This is a genomic window from Rhizobium sp. CIAT894 (genome assembly GCF_000172795.2).
Taxonomy (GTDB): domain Bacteria; phylum Pseudomonadota; class Alphaproteobacteria; order Rhizobiales; family Rhizobiaceae; genus Rhizobium.
Map to the genome: position 1 here is coordinate 128,150 of NZ_CP020948.1, position 16,881 is coordinate 145,030.

At 62.2% G+C, this 16,881-nt stretch carries 13 protein-coding genes; 6 read left to right on the plus strand and 7 right to left on the minus strand.

The features are described 5' to 3' along the window. Positions 1-3 precede the first annotated feature (3 nt). The 4 genes from RHEC894_RS22320 to RHEC894_RS22335 all read right to left on the minus strand — a co-directional run bounded on the left by RHEC894_RS22320 (position 4) and on the right by RHEC894_RS22335 (position 4,289). A complete protein-coding gene (locus RHEC894_RS22320) occupies positions 4-912 on the minus strand; it encodes a sugar ABC transporter permease (protein ID WP_085739195.1) in 909 nt (302 codons plus the stop codon). Between the two features lie 66 nt (positions 913-978). Next, a complete protein-coding gene (locus RHEC894_RS22325) occupies positions 979-2,241 on the minus strand; it encodes an extracellular solute-binding protein (RefSeq protein WP_085739196.1) in 1,263 nt (420 codons plus the stop codon). Between the two features lie 103 nt (positions 2,242-2,344). Continuing rightward, entirely contained in the window at positions 2,345-3,244 is a 900-nt protein-coding gene (locus RHEC894_RS22330; RefSeq protein WP_085739267.1) for a sugar phosphate isomerase/epimerase, read from the minus strand. Positions 3,245-3,254: 10 nt separating this feature from the next. After that, positions 3,255-4,289, minus strand: a complete 1,035-nt coding sequence (locus RHEC894_RS22335; protein WP_085739197.1) for a Gfo/Idh/MocA family oxidoreductase — start codon at positions 4,287-4,289, stop codon at positions 3,255-3,257. 134 nt (positions 4,290-4,423) lie between these two features. Between RHEC894_RS22335 and RHEC894_RS22340 the strand changes: the two genes are divergently transcribed. Continuing rightward, the gene (locus tag RHEC894_RS22340; RefSeq protein ID WP_010069586.1) at positions 4,424-5,488 is read left to right on the plus strand and encodes a substrate-binding domain-containing protein; all 1,065 of its coding nucleotides are present in this window, start codon (positions 4,424-4,426) and stop codon (positions 5,486-5,488) included. A gap of 6 nt (positions 5,489-5,494) precedes the next feature. Here RHEC894_RS22340 and RHEC894_RS22345 read toward each other — a convergent pair whose 3' ends face one another. After that, entirely contained in the window at positions 5,495-6,832 is a 1,338-nt protein-coding gene (locus tag RHEC894_RS22345) for an LLM class flavin-dependent oxidoreductase (RefSeq protein ID WP_085739198.1), read from the minus strand. Positions 6,833-7,137: 305 nt separating this feature from the next. Here RHEC894_RS22345 and RHEC894_RS22350 point away from each other — a divergent pair, with 305 nt between their 5' ends. Next, positions 7,138-8,355 (plus strand): SfnB family sulfur acquisition oxidoreductase, encoded by a 1,218-nt coding sequence (locus tag RHEC894_RS22350; RefSeq protein ID WP_085739199.1) that lies wholly within the window; start codon positions 7,138-7,140, stop codon positions 8,353-8,355. A gap of 265 nt (positions 8,356-8,620) precedes the next feature. On the opposite strand, the gene RHEC894_RS22355 is transcribed toward RHEC894_RS22350, so the two are convergent. After that, positions 8,621-9,829 (minus strand): acyl-CoA dehydrogenase family protein, encoded by a 1,209-nt coding sequence (locus RHEC894_RS22355; RefSeq protein ID WP_085739200.1) that lies wholly within the window; start codon positions 9,827-9,829, stop codon positions 8,621-8,623. Between the two features lie 77 nt (positions 9,830-9,906). After that, the gene (locus tag RHEC894_RS22360) at positions 9,907-10,953 is read right to left on the minus strand and encodes a substrate-binding domain-containing protein (protein WP_085739201.1); all 1,047 of its coding nucleotides are present in this window, start codon (positions 10,951-10,953) and stop codon (positions 9,907-9,909) included. A gap of 235 nt (positions 10,954-11,188) precedes the next feature. Between RHEC894_RS22360 and RHEC894_RS22365 the strand changes: the two genes are divergently transcribed. The 4 genes from RHEC894_RS22365 (at position 11,189) to RHEC894_RS22380 (ending at position 16,881) form a co-directional block, all read left to right on the plus strand. Further along, positions 11,189-12,673, plus strand: coding sequence for a sugar ABC transporter ATP-binding protein (locus tag RHEC894_RS22365; RefSeq protein WP_085739202.1), 1,485 nt, complete (start codon positions 11,189-11,191; stop codon positions 12,671-12,673). Beyond that, entirely contained in the window at positions 12,670-13,731 is a 1,062-nt protein-coding gene (locus tag RHEC894_RS22370; RefSeq protein WP_085739203.1) for an ABC transporter permease, read from the plus strand. Before RHEC894_RS22365 ends, RHEC894_RS22370 begins: the two co-directional genes overlap by 4 nt. Positions 13,732-13,749: 18 nt before the next feature. Further along, positions 13,750-15,147, plus strand: a complete 1,398-nt coding sequence (locus tag RHEC894_RS22375; protein ID WP_010067452.1) for an LLM class flavin-dependent oxidoreductase — start codon at positions 13,750-13,752, stop codon at positions 15,145-15,147. A 123-nt stretch (positions 15,148-15,270) separates the two neighbouring features. Continuing rightward, positions 15,271-16,881 (plus strand): ABC transporter substrate-binding protein, encoded by a 1,611-nt coding sequence (locus RHEC894_RS22380; RefSeq protein ID WP_085739204.1) that lies wholly within the window; start codon positions 15,271-15,273, stop codon positions 16,879-16,881.

Consider the following 16,881-nt stretch of genomic DNA (forward strand, 5'->3'; position numbering starts at 1 on the left):
GATCTACTCCTTCGCCTCCTGCTGGCTCTGGAAGCGTAGGAAAATCACGGCCAAAGCGATCGTCAGAGTCGTTTGCACGACCGCGATGGCCGCGGCATAGCCGACGCGTTGTGTTGTGAAGAAGTGGTAGTAAGTCAGATAGGACGGCACGAGGGTGGAATTGTCGGGGCCGCCGGCGGTGATGACAAAGATTGGCGCAAAGACTTTAAGCGCTGCGATCAGCGTGGTCAGCACAACGACGAAAATCTCCGGCGCCAGAAGCGGGATGGTGATCGTCACCAGCCGGCTCCACCAGTTTGCCCCATCGAGCTCGGCGGCCTCGTAGAGAGAAGGGTCGATGCGCGAAAGACCCGCCATGAAAACCACCAGACAATAGCCGACCTGTATCCAGACGATAACGAGCGAGACGGCAGCAAGCGCGTATGTCGCATCGCCGATCCAGTTTTGGGCGAGATTATCGAGGCCGATGGCCTTTAGCGTAATGTTGATGACACCGACTGGATTGAGAATCCAGCCCCAGAGCACGCCCGCGACCGTTACGGGCAGAATCTGCGGTAAGTAAAAGCCGGCCCTGAAGAAGCTCGAGACCCATTCCCCGAATTGATCCCTGACATAGTCGAACAGCAAAGCGGCCAGCACTAGGCCGATGCACACCGGTATCACGGTCATCGAGACGATGAACAGCAGCGTATGATACATCGACCCCCAGAATTGATCGTCCGTAAGCAGACGATGATAGTTCTGCAGGCCGACCGGTCGCGGCGTGCCAACCCCTTTCCATGCCGTGAAGCTCAGCCCGAGATTAGCAAGCTGCGGTATGAGTACGATCAGGATGAAGCCGATCGCCCCTGGGATGAGGTAGAGGCTATAGCTTCGTGAACCGTCGCTCGATCGCTGGCTGGATATCGCCATATCATTCTTCCTTCAGCCTCGCATAATGGGCTGCGCCGGAGGCGCAGCCCAGCGTTCAAGGTCGCGCTACTGATTTTCCTGCGCGTCGTCGTAAACCTGCTTGATCTGTTCGACGAACTGCTCCGCGGTCAGGCTGCCCTGGAAGAGACCGGTGTCTTTCTGATTGAGCACGTCGTAGTAGCCGGGGACCGGCCAGTCAGGATAGAAACCGAGGCCGCTTTTGTCAGAGATCTGCTTGAAAACCGCTGCGGCGTTCTTGCCGATGGGGTTGGTGATGGCGGAAAGATCAGCGGCGATCGGCACGCCGCCGGCATTGCCGAGTTCAGCCTGGTACTTCGGCGACAAGGTCAGGCTGATCCACTCGGCGGCGAGATCGGGATTCTTGCTACCCTTGGGAACGACCCAGAGATTGCCTGTCGAGCCGACCGAATATTTCGGCGTCGGAATTACGAACTGACCCCACTTGAAGTCCTTGATGGTCGAGGCGAACGTGCCGAGATTCCACGTGCCCGAGACGTACATCGGCGCTTTGCCGGAGGTAAAGAGCAGAGCGGCGTCCGGGTCCTTCATGCCCGTGGAGTCCTTGTTGATGTAGCCCTTGCTGACCCAGTCGACCAATGTCTGCGCCGCATAGAGGTAGGGCGCGCCATCGAGGGGGGCCTTCAAACCCTGATAATTCTGGACCCAGGCGTCATCGGCCTTGGTATAGGCGAGAGAGGCAAGCAAGTGCTGGCCACTGGTGTCGATGGCGCCGAGCGCAAGAGGTGTGAGACCCTTCTGCTTGAAGGCTTCCATGCTGGCGACCCACTCTTCGAGCGTCGTCGGCGGCTTGAGTCCTGCCTTTTCGAACATGTCGATATTGTAGAAGCACGAAACATATTCGCCGAAGACCGAGACGCCCCAAACAGGGCCGGAGCCATAGATGCCCTTCTCGTCGTAACGGCTCAGGACAAAATCGCCTTCGTTAAGGATCTTGTCCCAGCCTTCCTTCTTCACATAGGCATCCAGATTGGTCAGCAATCCCTGGCTTGCAACCAGGCCAGCGGTCGCATTGCCCTTGTTGTACTCGAGCACGTCAGGGGCCTGATCGGAATTGAGGATCATGCCGCCTGAGGCCTGCAACTGCTGAAAGGTCTTCTGCTCGAAGCTGACGGTGACGTCCGGATGTTTCGTCTTGAACTCCTCGAGCGCTTTCTTCCAGACAATGCCCTGAGCCGTGGTCGGCTCCTCGAACCACCAGATCTTGAAGGTCTTCTGCTCGGCATGGCCGATCGATGTCATCAGCATCGCTGTGCCGAGTGCTAGCGCAAGTCTTGCAATTCTTTTCATGCTTTCCTCCCAAAGAAGCGGCTGCGCCGCGAAAAGACCAAATTAGTCAGTCGTGGTGCCCCGCCAGGCCTCCCAGCCGGCGGCGCCCCACCTTAGGCGTCGATCAGGGATCAACAACGAAATCTCCGCCCCGGCATTTCTTCAGATAGTTGAGCCCGTGAATCTGACCAGTCATTTCGAGTTCGTCGCGATAGACCGGATCGTGCCAGCCTTCGATGTCGATCGAGCCCGACCAGCCGGCAAGGCGCAGCTCGGAAATGATGTCGGTCCAGTTGCTGTCGCCGAAGCCCGGCGTGCGCATGAAGACGAATTTCTCCTTGCCGAAGATGCCGTGTTCCTTGATGACCTCCCAGCGGATGGTCGCGTCCTTGCCGTGGACGTGGAAGATCTTGTGCGCCCATTTGCGGATCTGCGGCATGGGGTCGATCAGATAGACCATCTGATGGCAGGGTTCCCATTCCAACCCGATATGGTCATCAGGCGTCTCGTTGAAGATCAGTTCCCAGGCATCCGGGTTGTGGGCGATGTTCCAGTCGCCGCTCGCCCAATTGCCGTCCATGGCGCAGTTCTCGAAGGCGATCTTGACGCCCTTGTCGGCGGCCCGTTTGGCCAGCTCGCTCCAGATCTGCTTATAGCGCGGCAGGCTGTCGGTCAGCGGCTTGCCGCGGACGCGGCCGGTGAAGCCGGCAACGCAAGATGCGCCGAAATGATGCGCATTGTCGATGCAGTCCTTCCAGCCCTGCAGCGTCTCGAGATCGATTGCGCTCTCTTCCAGCGGATTGCCGAACATGCCGAGCGTCGAGATGGTGATGTCGCGGTCGCCGATCGCGTCGAGGCAGCGCTTGCCGAGCTCGGCGAGGTTCTGCCCCTTGGTCGTCTGCCAGAAGAAGGGCTCGAAGCTCTCGAAGCCCAGGTCGGCAATCTGACCGATGCGGGTGGCGGCATCGCCCTTGTTGCCGCTGACCATGGTGCCGATGCGTATGGATTTTGCAGGGTTGCTCACGTCACTCATCCTATGCTGAAATTTCGATGCGCCGGCCGGTCCTGGCGCTTTCGATCGCGCCAAAGACCATGGCAAGGCTTCTGATATTGTCGGAATTGACGGTCTCGGGCTGCTTGCCGGTGCGGATCGCCGCGATGAAATCGGCGATGACGCTGACGTGGCCGTGAGTCTCCTCCTCGTGCTCCGGACCGGGAACGTTTACGGAGACAAAGCCGTGCAGAAGGCCTGGCTCTTCGCCGGCGATGGCCGCTTTGAAGCTCTCCTCGCCGTCCCAGGTCAGCATTCCCTTCGAGCCGACGAGCCGCCACTGGCTTTCCCAGCTGGTGCGCTCGCCTTCGGCGCACCAAGAGCCGCGATAGGTGAACACGATATCGTCGGAAAATTCGAAGATCGCGTTCGCCGACGCGCCGTGCCGGTACCAGGAACCCTTTGGGTTGCGCTCGACGCAATAGACGGCGAGCGGTTTTTTATCCGCGACGTAGCGGGCGGCATCGAAGGTGTGGATCGCCATGTCGAGAAGCAGGACGTTGTCCATGTCTTCGCGGAAGCCGCCGAAATGCGGTGCGAGGAAAAAGTCGCAATGGATGCCGGTGAGTTCGCCGATCGCGCCGCTGTCGACGAAACGGCGCAGGCGCCTGATCCCCGAGATGAAACGGCGGTTTTGGATGACGGCGTGGATGCGGCCGGTCTCGGCGGCGAGATCGATCAGCGCCGCGCCTTCGGCCAGCGAGGCGGCCATCGGCTTTTCGCTCAGCACATGGCAGCCGGCCTTCAGCGCCGTCGAAACGATATCGTAGCGCGCGGCCGGAATGACGATGTCGAAGACCAGATCGGCCTTGGTGGCAGCGATGACTTCGAACAGGTCAGAGCCGATGACGGCGCCTTCCAGACCGAACTCGGCTGCGAGCTTTTCCGCCGTCTCCCGGTTCAGGTCGACGAGGCCGACGACGGCGATGGACTCGGCGAGTTGAGGGTTGGAGGCGATGGCGCGCAACCAACCTTTGGACATAGCTCCGCACCCGCACAGAATGGCACTGAATTTCACGATTTCCTCCAGGGAATGGCGCCAACTCTCCTCGTGACACGCACTCCGTAAACGTTTACGAATGGTGGCGGAAACATTTTGCGATGTCAATAGACGCCAAATGCGAAATTGCAGATCGGGGAAAATCAACAGCGATGAAGGGGATCCGCCAGCTTGCCGAACAGTTGAATATTTCGATCGGCACAGTCTCCCGGGCGCTGAACGGCAAGCCTGATGTCAACGAGGAAACGCGGCGCCGCGTGCTGGCCGCAGCCGAGGAACTCGGCTATGTCGCCAACCAATCGGGGCGGAGCCTGAGGCAGGGCGAGACGAAGGTCATCGGCCTGATGATCGAATCGAGCGCCGAGGCGGTCGAAAATGCCGACAACTTCTTTCTCGGCGTCACCAGCGGCCTGCAGAGCGTCTTTGCCCGCCACAAGCTCGACCTGATCATGCTGCCCTGCCCGAGCGACGAAGACCCGCACGAATATCTGAAGCGGATCGTGGCGCGCCGCATCGTCGATGCGATGATCATCTCGAATATGCAGCGCATCGACCGGCGCATCGATCTTCTGTCACGGGCAAGGATCCCCTTCGTTGCGGTCGGCCGCAGCCTTTCCCCCGGCAATTTCCCCTGGATCGATCTCGATTTCGAAGGCGTGGCCGACCGTGCTGTTGAACGGCTGGTCGCGCGCGGCCACCGCCGGATCGCGATCACGGCACCGTCGAGCGAGGTCAACCTCGGCTATGTCTTTCTCGAGAGCTATCGCCGCGCGCTGGCGCGGCACGGTATCGCCTTCGATCCGTCGCTCGTCATCCGCGTCAAATCGAGTGAACCGGGCGGCTACCAGGCGGCCCATGAGCTGCTGCTCCTTGAAGAGCGGCCAACGGCGGTAATTCTGATCTACGAGCTGATGGCGATCGGCCTCTACCGCCGCCTGATGGAATCGGGCGTCATGCCCGGCCGCGACCTTGCCGTGATCGGCTTCCGCGATGCCCCGCGCGCACGGTTCCTAAACCCTTCGCTCAGTTGCTTCCGTATGTCGCTCTATGATCTCGGCGTCGCGCTCGGACAGACGCTTCTCGCCAATGTGCCGGCCTATCGCGCGTTCTATCCTGAAGCGGGACACAATATTGTCTGGCCGCTCGAACTGGTTCCGGGGGAAAGCGACGCGTTTGAGATCGGGACGGCGAAAAGGCGTTCGAGCCCGAGCGGTTGACACGCCTCACGTGGGGGCTGCGAAAAACCGGTTCTCCGGCCGCGGCAAGCCAAGATGTTCGCGCAGCGTCGTGCCGTCATATTCGCTGCGGAACAGGCCGCGGCGCTGAAGCTCCGGAACCAGTCGCTCGGTGACGTCAAGAAGACCCTGCGGCAGATAGGGGAAGACGATATTGAAGCCGTCCGAGCCTTCCTCCTCCAGCCAGCGTTCCATCTCGTCGGCAATGCTTGCGGGCGTGCCGACGAAGGCGAGGCCGGCATAGCCACCGTAGCGTTGCGCCAGTTGGCGGACGGTCAGCCTCTCCTCGGCTGCAAGTTTCAGCACCTGGGCGCGGCCGGTCTTGCTGGCATTGGTGTCGGGAATATCGGCTGGCAGCGGTGCGTCGGGATCGAAGCCGGAAGCATCATGCCCGAGCGCGATCGAGAGCGAGGCGATGGCGCTGTCGTAATGTACCAGGCTGTCGAGTGCGGCGCGCTTGGCGCGTGCCTCCTCGATGCTCTCGCCGACGATGACGAAGGCGGCCGGCAGGATCTTCAGATGCTCGCGGTTGCGGCCGATCGTTTCCATGCGGCCCTTGATAGCGGCATAGAGCGCCTTGCCGGCGGCAAGATCGCGCGGTGAACAGAAGACCATTTCGGCAGTCTCGGCGGCAAGCTGGCGGCCGGGATCTGATTGGCCGGCCTGGACGATGACAGGCCAGCCCTGCGGCGGGCGGGCAATATTAAGCGGCCCGCGGACGCTGAGCTCCTCCCCCTTGTGGCCGAGCACGTGCATCTTGTCAGGATCGAAGAACAGGCCGCTTTCCCGGTCGCGGATGAAAGCATCGTCGGCGAAGCTGTCCCACAGCCCGGTCACGACATCGTAGAATTCCCGGGCGCGATGATAACGCTCGCCATGCTCTACATGTTCGTCGAGACCGAAATTCAGCGCGGCGTCGGGGTTGGACGTAGTGACAATGTTCCAGCCGGCACGGCCGCCGCTAATGTGATCGAGCGAGGCGAAACGTCGGGCGATATGATAGGGCTCGTCGAATGTGGTGGAAGCGGTGGCAACGAGGCCGATGCGCTCCGTCACGGCCGCCAGTGCCGACAGCAATGTGAAGGGCTCGAAGGAGGTTACCGTGTGGCTGCGCCTGAGCGCCTCGACCGGCATGTTGAGCACGGCAAGGTGATCGGCCATGAAGAAGGCGTCGAATTTCGCCTGTTCCAGCGCCTGCGCGAAGGACTTCAGATGCACGAAATTGAAGTTGGCGTCGGGGTAGGAACCGGGATAGCGCCATGCACCGGTATGCAGGCTGACGGGACGCATGAAGGCGCCGAGGCGCAATTGCCGTGAACGGGTCATGATTTTCCTCATGGATCGGGCAAGGTAGGCCGCCTGCTCCGCATTGGGCTTTTTCTATCGGCGCGGCGACGCACCCGACAATGGTTACGTAGGGAGGGGTCGAAATCAAATCGAGGCCGGGAAGGTTGGAATTTCATCGTCCCCCGGGAGCCTCGCCGCGCGAATGTCGGGCCTGAACCCTAATCGCGGCCTCCGAAGGCCGATAAGCAAACACTTTTTATTTTCTATCGCATCTATAGAATTTGTACTCTTATCTCGACGCTCGATTTCTTTCACCGATAGGACCGTCAGAATTGGAGACGTCTATGAATAACGTGCTGAGGCAAGCAGATCAGATCCGGCCGGTGGCCGACCGTATCGGCAGCGATGAGGAAGCGATCGCAACCGCCCGCAGGCTGGCGGCGCAATTTGCGGCAAGCGCCGCGCACCGCGACAGCGACCGGATACTGCCCTTTGCCGAACTCGACCTGCTCGCGCAGTCCGGCCTTCTGGCGATCACCGTGCCGGCGCAATATGGCGGGTTGGACGTCTCGAACGCGGTGCTCGCCGAAATCACGGCGATCCTTTCCGAAGCGGACGGTTCGATCGGTCAGATTCCGCAGAACCATTTCTATATCCTCGAAGCCTTGAGAACGGACGGCAGCGAAGAGCAGCAGCGCTATTTCTTCGGCCGGGTGCTTGCCGGCGACCGGTTCGGCAATGCGCTTTCCGAGCGCGGCACGAAGACGGTCGGGCACTACAACACGCGCATCACCCGCGACGGCCCGGGCTACCGGATCAATGGCCGCAAATTCTATTCCACAGGCGTGCTCTTTGCCGATTGGATCACCGTCTTCGCACTCGATGCGGAGGAGCGGCTGACCATGGCCTTCGTGCCGAAGGGCACCCAGGGCGTCGAGGTCGTCGACGACTGGGACGGTTTTGGCCAGCGCACCACCGGCAGCGGCACGACGATCCTCGACAATGTCTATGTCAGCGCCGATTCCGTGGTCTTCCATCACAAGGGCTTCGAACGGCCGACGACGATCGGCTCGGTCGGCCAGATCATCCATGCCGGTATCGATCTCGGCATCGCGCGGGCAGCTTTTGCCGAAACGCTTGAGTTCGTCAGGACGAAATCGCGCCCTTGGATGGATAGCGGCCTCGACCGCGCCTCCGACGATCCGCTGACGATCGCCAAGGTCGGCCAGATCGCCATCCGGCTGGAAGCCGCGACCGCTCTTGTCGAACGCGCCGGCCACAAGGTGGATGCCGCGCAGGTCGAGACGACGGAACAAAAGGTGGTCGAGGCCACGCTTGCAGTCGCCGCCGCCAAGGTGCTGACGACTGAGGTGGCGCTCGAGGCCTCGAATACGCTCTTCGAGCTCGCCGGAACCTCGTCGGTGCAGATCGGCCTCAATCTCGACCGCCACTGGCGCAATGCCCGCACCCATACGCTGCACGATCCGGTACGCTGGAAATATCACGTCGTCGGCAACTATCATCTGAACGGCGTGACGCCGCCGAAGAACGGCGCGCTCTGAAGTTTCAGCTGTTTCCAAAAGCCACTGCCGGTGCCGGCGGTGGGTTCAGGTTGCTTACAAACCGCCGCAAACCCACGACGTCATCCTCGGCCTTGTGCCGAGGATCTGCGTACGTCCAATTAAGCGCCTGAAAATAAACGGTTTCCTGCTAGGAAATTGCCGTGGTCAGATGCTCGGCACAAGGCCGAGCATGAAGGAGGAGAGGTTGTCACAAGCTGATCCACCGCGGCGGTGGGGTTTTGCTTTCGGTGATGAGGATCCCGCCTCAGCTGTAGAGACTGACTTCCGGTATCCGGTCGTTCAGCACGAATTCGCCGACTTCCCTTGCCTTGTAGAAGACCGGATCGTGCAGCGTGTGGGTGCGGACATTGCGCCAGAACCGGTCGAAGCGGTGTTTGTCCGCCGTCGAGCGTGCGCCCGTCAACTCGAAGACGCGCGAGGTGATGTCGAGCGAGGCATGGGTGGCGTGGACTTTGGCGGCATAGGCTTCCGCCGCCGCCTCGCCGCGCTCGCGCGCCGTCACATCGGGGCCGCGGGTAAGGCCGGCCTGCACGGCTGATGCCGCGCTGTCGGCAAGGGCTGCCGAAGCCTTCAGTGTGGCGGTGAATTCGCCGACGCGCTCAAGGATATAGGGATCGTCGGCGGCGCGCTCGACGCCTGAGGTGATCCACGGCCGGGTGGTGGTTCTGACATAATCGACAGCCGCCTGCAGCGCGCCTTCGGCCGTGCCGAGATAAAAATTGACGAAGACCAGCTGGATGAATGGCGTGTTGAAGGTTGAAAGCACCGGTGCTGCGGCATCGGGCGCAGCGGGAACGCCGACGAAATCCTCCTCATAGACGGGGAAATCGTGGAACTCGACGCTGCCGCTGTCGGACAGGCGCTGGCCGATATTGTCCCAGTCGTCGTTGGCGACGTAGCCGGGGCGATTGGTCGGCACGGCGAAGCCGGCGATTTTGTCGTCGAGGGCCGCATTGGCGTTGATATAGTCGGAGACCCGGGCCGCAGTGGAGAAGGATTTGCGGCCGTTCAGCACATAGCCGTTGCCGCGGCGGGTCAGCACCAATCCGGGATCGCGTGGATTGACCGCCGCCCCCCAGTAAAGGTTCCTTGCGACAGTCTCGCTGCCCAGCGCATGGGCGCGCGCGGGTTCGAGCGCCCAATAGATATATTGGCTGTTGACATAGTGATAGCCGAGCAACTGGCCGATCGAGCTTTCGCCGCGGGCAAGAATGCGCACGAGCTTCAGCCCGTCGACCCAGTCGAGACCGCCACCGCCGATGCTGGTGGGATGCAGCGCGTTGAGCAGGCCGGCATTCTTCAGTTTGATGATCTCGGCAAGCGGGGGGCCGCCTTCGCGATCGAGATCGGCGGCACGCCGGGAAAGGTCGGCCGAGATTTCCTCGGCGCGGGCAAAGAGGTCTTCGCGTGTCGGGTTGCGACTGGCCGCGAAGATCACATTGGATTGGCTCATGGCGGAACTCCAAATCTTCAAAAGATGATCCGGCGGGAACCGAACGCTCCCGCCGGAAAGATCGAGGATGAAAAGCCTCAGAACAGCTTGTCCGGGATCCAGCTGGCGGTCGCCGCATCGCTCGTGCTGAAGGCTGGGATCTTTGCGGCCAGTTCCTCGATCGTCTTGACGCCGGCGGCGCGCAGGCTCTCCTGCGTCAGAAGCGTCGGTTTGACCGTGATCTGATGAGGAACGGTCTGCCCGGCTATTTCGAGGACGGCGGCGCGGATGGAGACTGCGCCGACCACGGCCGGATTGGTTGCGACGGTCGCGACCCACGGGCTGCCTTCCTCAGTGATTTCCTGGATATCGGCGGTCGAGACATCGGCCGAATAGATCTTGAGTTTTTTCGATATGCCAAGATCGTTGGCGGCGAGCTTCACGCCGCGGGCGAATTCGTCATAGGGGGCAAAGACCACAGAAATATCGGGATTGGCGGTGAGCGCGGCCTTCGCCTGGTCGGCGGTCGAGGTCGCCGTCGTATCGCTGACATTGCCGAAGCGAGCCTTTTCGACCACGCCGGTATTTTCGGACTTGAACTTGTCCCAGACTTCGTTGCGGCGGTCGAGCGGCGCAAAGCCGGCGACATAGACATAGCCGGCTTTGAAGTCCTTGCCGTTATCCTTCACCGCCTGTTCGAGGGCAAGCGAGGCGAGCTCGTGATCGCTCTGCTCGACCTGCGGGATCTTCGGATTGTTGAGGTTGACGTCGAAGGCCACGACCTTGATGCCCTTGTCGAGTGCCTGTTGCACGACATCGCCGAGCGATTCCGGCAGGCCATGGTCGATGACGATGCCGGAGACGCCGAGATTGATCGCCTGCAGGATCTGCTCCCGCTGCTCGGCGGCGTCCTGCCGTCCCGGGAAGACGCGCAGGTCGATATCCAGCGCCTTGGCCTGGGCCTCAGCACCGGCCTGATAGGCCTGGAAGAAATCACCGGCCGAGATGTAGCTGATCAGCGCCACCTTCACGCCACCCTTGTCGAAGGGCGCCGGCGCGCCGGACAGGCCGTCGGCGCTTGCACCCTGAATGAAGATGAAGGGAATGACGGCGGCAGACAGCGCAAGCCGTGCGAGGGATTTCATCGTCGCGTTCCTTTTAGCAATAAGAGGCGTCGTCTGACAGGACCGGCAGCCCTCGCGACGCGTCGGATTATTTAGATATAATCTCTATGTTTTTAGTAGAGTAAATGATCCGATTTTACCGGCTGCGGGAGATTCTTTGTTTCCCGCAGACAGTTCGCAAGGGAAAGGCGTGCCTGGAGTTCGACCGCCCGGACAGGGCACACTCCCGATACAAATGCAGCCCCGGACACGATCGATGCCGCTTCTTCAGATTGACAACATCACCCGCAGCTTCGGCTCGACACGGGCGCTTGCCGGTGCCGCTCTTTCGATGGAGCGTGGCGAGATCGTGGCGCTGATGGGGGCCAACGGGGCGGGCAAATCGACGCTGGTCAAGATCCTGTCCGGCGTGCTTGCGGCCGATGGCGGCATGGTCAGTTTCGACGGCCGCCCTTTTGCGCCGCGCAGTCCGGCCGAAGCGGCAAGAGCCGGCGTCGTCACCGTGCATCAGTCGACCGATCTGGTCGGCGCCGCCGGATTGACCGTCGCCGATGCCCTGCTTCTCAACCGGTTCGCCGATCGCAGTACGCCCTTCTTCGTCTCGCGCGCCGGCATTCGCCACGCCGCACAGGCCATGCTCGATGCTGCCGGTTTCAGCCTGCCGCTCGATCGTGATTTCGGCGAACTCACCAGCGCCGACCGGCAACTCGTGGCAATCGCCCGGGCGCTTGCCAACCGCGCCGACCTCCTCATCCTCGACGAGCCGACGGCGAGCCTTTCCGGAGAGGAAAGCCGCCGCCTCTTCGATATTCTGCTCAAGCTTCGCGAGCGGGGCCTGGCAATCCTCTATATCTCTCATCGCACAGCCGATCTCGAAGCCATCGCCGACCGCGCGCTCGTCATGCGCGGCGGTCGTGTCGTCGGCACCTTCGCGCGGCCAATCGATTTTTCGGTCGCCATCGAGACGATGATCGGCCGCAGGCTGGATGCGGCGCGGCCGGATGCGCGGCCCGCGGCGGGGCCGGCGATTTTCGAAATGCGCGATATCAGCCTGCTGCCCGGAAGTGCGACCTTCGATCTGTCATTGCACGAAGGCGAGGTGGTGGCGGTCACCGGCGTGCTCGGCGCCGGCAAGAGCCGGCTGCTGCAGGCGATCTTCGGCGTGACGGCGCTTCGCCGTGGCGCGATGTTTCTCGATGGCCGTCCCTACCGGCCGAAAAACCCGGCCGAAGCGATCGCTGCGGGTGTCGCAATGGCGGCCGAAGACCGGCATCGTTCCTCGCTGATGCCGCCGGCATGGCCCGGCCATTCGCTGTCAGCAACGATCAGCCTGCCGCATCTCGGCAAATGGTATCCCCACGGTTTTCTCCTCGGCGGACGGGAGCGGCGCGAGGCCGAGCAGGCGATTGCCCGTTTCGGCATCAAGGCCGCCGGCCCGCTCGCTTCGATCTGGTCGCTGTCCGGCGGCAACCAGCAGAAGGCGGTGATCGCCCGCTGGGAGGCAGAACCAAGCCGGCTGCTGCTGCTCGACGAACCGTTCCAGGGCGTCGACGTCGGCGCCCGCCATGACATCATCCGGGCAATCCGTTCCCGCACCGACCGGGCGACGCTGATCGCGACCTCCGATCCGGAGGAGGCGTATGAGGTGGCCGACCGCATCCTGGTCATCGACCGCCACGTGTTGGAATCCGCTGCAGGCGGCTTTGCCGCTCTTTCCGCCATTCAGGGAATTTCCGCATGACGACGATCGACAACGACACTCTTTCCGAGGCAAGCACGCGGGCAAAGACGCTGCCTGAAGCCGAGAGCGGCCGCCTCGCCGCTCTTGGGGCCTTGTTGCGGGCGGGCGCTGTGTTCATTCTGCTTGCGGCTCTCGTCGTCGGCTTCACCATCGCCGAGCCCGCCTTCATCAATATCGCCAATCTGATGAGCATCCTGCAGGCGGTGTCCGTCGTCGCCATCCTCGGGGCCGGCGTCACCGTCACGCTTGCTGTCGGCGGCTTCGACCTGTCGATCGGCGCGGTCGCCGCATCAAGCGTCATGGCGGCAAGCTACGCGATGATCGTCTGGCAGTTCGACGTCTACACGACGGTGCCGCTGGTGCTCGGTTTTGGCGCCCTGATCGGCCTCGTCAACGCCTTCCTGATCGTGTGCTTGAGGGTGCCCGATCTTTTGGCGACGCTGGCGATGATGTTCCTGCTTTCCGGCCTGCAGCTGATCCCGACGGCCGGCCGGTCGATTTCAGCAGGCCTCACCTTGCCCGACGGCACGAAGGCGACCGGGGCCTATGACCCGGCCTTCCTGCTGATCGGCCGCTACAGCATCCTCGGCACCCTTCCCGTTTCCGTGGTGCTGATGGCGGCGGTTGCCGTTGCGCTCTTCGTGCTCACCGAACGCACCCGCATCGGCCGGCTGCTGTTTGCGACCGGCGGCAACGAGGTCGCCACCCGGCTCGCAGGGGCCTCGACCGTCAGGCTGAAGACCCTCGCCTATGTGCTGTCGGGCACGCTGGCCTCGCTCGGCGGCATCGTCATTGCCGCCCGCGTCGGGCGCGGCGACATCTCCTCCGGCGGCTCGCTGCTGATGGATTCGGTCGCCGCCGCGCTGATCGGCTTTGCCGTTCTCAATCTGCGCCGTCCGAACGTGCTCGGCACCATCGCCGGCGCCGTCTTCGTCGGCGTGCTTCTGAACGGCCTCACCATGCTGAACGCTCCCTACTACACCCAGGATTTCGTCAAGGGCGCCGTGCTCGTCGGCGCCTTGGCGCTGACCTACGGCCTCGGCCGCAGCAATCCTTAAATTCCAAGGAAGAAAGACATGACCCGCCAAATCAGGCTGAACGCCTTCGACATGAATTGCGTCGGACACCAGTCGCCGGGGCTCTGGCGCCATCCGCGCGACAAGTCCTGGACCTACAAGGATCTCGACTACTGGGTGCATCTGGCAAAGACGCTGGAGCGAGGCAAGTTCGACGGGCTGTTCATCGCCGACGTGCTCGGCGTCTACGATGTGCTGAACGGCAATGTCGATGCGGCCCTTCGCCATTCGGCGCAGGTGCCGGTCAACGATCCGCTGCAGCTCATTCCGACCATGGCCTATGCGACCGAGCATCTCGGTTTCGGCCTGACGGCATCGCTCTCCTTCGAGCATCCCTATACTTTCGCCCGCCGTATCTCGACGCTCGACCACCTGACCAAGGGGCGCGTCGGCTGGAATATCGTCACCTCCTATCTCAACAGCGGTGCGCTGAACATCGGCCAGCCGGCGCAGACGAAGCATGATGATCGCTACGATCTCGCCGAGGAATATCTGGAGGTCTGCTACAAGCTCTGGGAGGGCAGCTGGGAGGATGGCGCCGTCGTTCGCGACCGGGAAGCCGGCATCTTCACTCACCCCGACAAGGTTCATCCGATCGGTCATTCCGGCAGACATTTCAACGTGCCCGGCATCCATTTGAGCGAACCTTCGCCGCAACGCACGCCGGTGCTCTACCAGGCCGGCGCCTCCAGCCGCGGCAAGGATTTCGCCGGCGCCCATGCCGAATGCATCTTCGTCGCCTCGCCGTCGAAAGCCGTGTTGAAACGCTACGTCGCCAATGTCCGCGAGGCGGCCGAGCGCGCCGGCCGCAACCCGCGGGAAATCCTCGCCTTCAACCTGCAGACCGTCGTTCTTGGCGAGACGGATGCGGAGGCGCAGCGGAAATTCAACGAATACCGCAAATACGCCTCCTTCGAGGGTGCACTGACGCTGATCTCCGGCTGGACCGGTATCGATTTCGGCCAGTTCGGGCCGGACGAGGTGCTGCGCCACCGCCATACCAATGCGGTGCAATCGGCCGTCGAGACCTTCACCACCATCGACCCGACCAAGGAATGGACGGTGCGCGAAATGGCCGACTGGGTCGGCGTCGGCGGGTTCGGTCCGGTTTTCGTCGGCTCGCCGCAGACCGTCGCCGATCTGATGCAGGAATGGGTCGAAGACACCGATGTCGACGGCTTCAACCTTGCCTATGCCGTGACGCCCGAGAGTTTCGAGGATGCGGTCGACCTGCTGGTGCCGGAATTGCAGAAACGCGGCGTCTACAAGCAAGAATATGCGAAGGGAACGCTACGGGAAAAGCTTGGGGGCGCCGGACCGCGTCTCGTCGCGCCGCATCCGGGCGCGGCCTATCGCGATCTCTTCAAAGAGCCCACCCGTTTTGCGGCCAATGGTTGAGCGAATAATGGCTGGGTGACAAAAAATGTCTCGCGATGTCCGAGGTTTAGAGTCTAACCTCTATGACAATCGGCATTTCGCCCTGAATATGGGCGCTCGGAATTCGATCGATCAGGAGGGGTCATGACCGTACCATCTATCTCGCGGCGCACACTGATGAAGGGCACCGCCCTGCTCCTCGCTTCGACGGCGCTCGCTCGGCAAGCTCTTGCTCAGGATGTGCCAAAGGGTGGTCGACTGGTCGTCGCGGCCGATTCCGAGCCGAAGAATCTCAATCCCGCCATTGTCGCCTCGAACGGTGTTTTCTTCATCGCCAGCAAGGTGATCGAACCGTTGGCCGAAGCCTCGTTCGACGGCAAGGACGGGCTTGCGCCGCGTCTTGCCACGTCCTGGGAGGGGGCGCCCGACGGCCTCTCCGTCACCTTCAAGCTGCGTGACGGCGTCACCTGGCATGACGGCAAGCCGTTCACCTCGGTCGATGTCGCCTTTTCCGCCCTCAATATCTGGAAGCCGCTACAAAATCTCGGCCGCCTGGTCTTCGCCAATCTGGAGGCCGTCGATACGCCCGACGACTACACCGCCATCTTCCGCTTCTCCAAGCCGACGCCGTTCCAGCTCATCCGCAATGCCCTGCCCGTCGTCACCAGCGTCGTCGCCAAGCACGTCTTCGACGGCAGCGATATTGCCACCAATCCTGGTAACAACAAGCTCGTCGGCACCGGCCCCTTCACCTTCGCCGAATACAAGCCCGGCGAATATTACCGGTTGGCGCGCAATGAGAACTACTGGGACAAGGATCAGCCGAAGCTCGACGAGATCGTCTTCCGCGTGCTGCCCGACCGCGCGTCGGCGGGTGCGGCGCTCGAAGCCGACGAAATCCAGCTTGCCGCCTTCTCGGCGGTGCCGCTGGCCGATCTCGACCGCATCTCCAAGGTCGAGGGCATCAAGGTGATCTCCAAGGGTTATGAGGCCTTGACCTACCAGCTCGTCGTCGAGATCAATCACCGCCGCAAGGAACTTGCCGACCTCAGGGTCCGCCAGGCGATTGCGCAGGCGATCGACAAGAAATTCGTGGTAGACACGATATTCCTCGGTTATGCCGCCGCCGCCACAGGCCCGGTGCCGAAGAATGCGCCGGAGTTCTATACCTCAGATGTCGCGACCTATGATTTCGACCCTGCCGCCGCCAACGATATTCTCGACAAGGCAGGGTACAAGCAAGGCGCGGACGGCAACCGCTTCAAGCTGAAGCTGCGCCCCGCGCCCTATTTCAACGAGACCCGGCAGTTCGGCGACTATCTTCGCCAGGCGCTCGCCGTGATCGGCATCGATGCGGAGATCGTCAATGCCGATGCGGCCGCGCACCAGAAGGCGGTCTACACAGATCACGATTTCGACCTTGCCGTCGGTCCGCCGGTCTTCCGCGGCGATCCGGCAATCTCCACCACCATTCTCGTTCAATCCGGCACGCCTGCTGGGGTGCCCTTCTCCAACCAGGGCGGCTACGTCAATCCGGAGCTCGACAAGATCATCAAACAGGCCTCCGAGACCGTCGATACGGCGGCCCGCACCGATCTCTACCGCAAGTTCCAGCAGCTCGTCGTGGCCGATCTGCCGCTGATCAACGTCGCGGAGTGGGGCTTCATCACCGTCGCCCGTGACACCGTGCTCAACGTCTCGAACAATCCGCGCTGGGCCGTCTCGAACTGGGGCGATACCGCTTTGCAATCGTGA

Coding starts and splice junctions, on each gene's coding strand:
- RHEC894_RS22325 (WP_085739196.1), bottom strand. CDS start 2,241: ATGAAAAGAATTGCAAGACTTGCGCTAGCACTCGGCACAGCGATGCTG.
- RHEC894_RS22365 (WP_085739202.1), top strand. CDS start 11,189: ATGCCGCTTCTTCAGATTGACAACATCACCCGCAGCTTCGGCTCGACA.
- RHEC894_RS22345 (WP_085739198.1), bottom strand. CDS start 6,832: ATGACCCGTTCACGGCAATTGCGCCTCGGCGCCTTCATGCGTCCCGTC.
- RHEC894_RS22380 (WP_085739204.1), top strand. CDS start 15,271: ATGACCGTACCATCTATCTCGCGGCGCACACTGATGAAGGGCACCGCC.
- RHEC894_RS22375 (WP_010067452.1), top strand. CDS start 13,750: ATGACCCGCCAAATCAGGCTGAACGCCTTCGACATGAATTGCGTCGGA.
- RHEC894_RS22355 (WP_085739200.1), bottom strand. CDS start 9,829: ATGAGCCAATCCAATGTGATCTTCGCGGCCAGTCGCAACCCGACACGC.
- RHEC894_RS22320 (WP_085739195.1), bottom strand. CDS start 912: ATGGCGATATCCAGCCAGCGATCGAGCGACGGTTCACGAAGCTATAGC.
- RHEC894_RS22350 (WP_085739199.1), top strand. CDS start 7,138: ATGAATAACGTGCTGAGGCAAGCAGATCAGATCCGGCCGGTGGCCGAC.
- RHEC894_RS22360 (WP_085739201.1), bottom strand. CDS start 10,953: ATGAAATCCCTCGCACGGCTTGCGCTGTCTGCCGCCGTCATTCCCTTC.
- RHEC894_RS22370 (WP_085739203.1), top strand. CDS start 12,670: ATGACGACGATCGACAACGACACTCTTTCCGAGGCAAGCACGCGGGCA.
- RHEC894_RS22340 (WP_010069586.1), top strand. CDS start 4,424: ATGAAGGGGATCCGCCAGCTTGCCGAACAGTTGAATATTTCGATCGGC.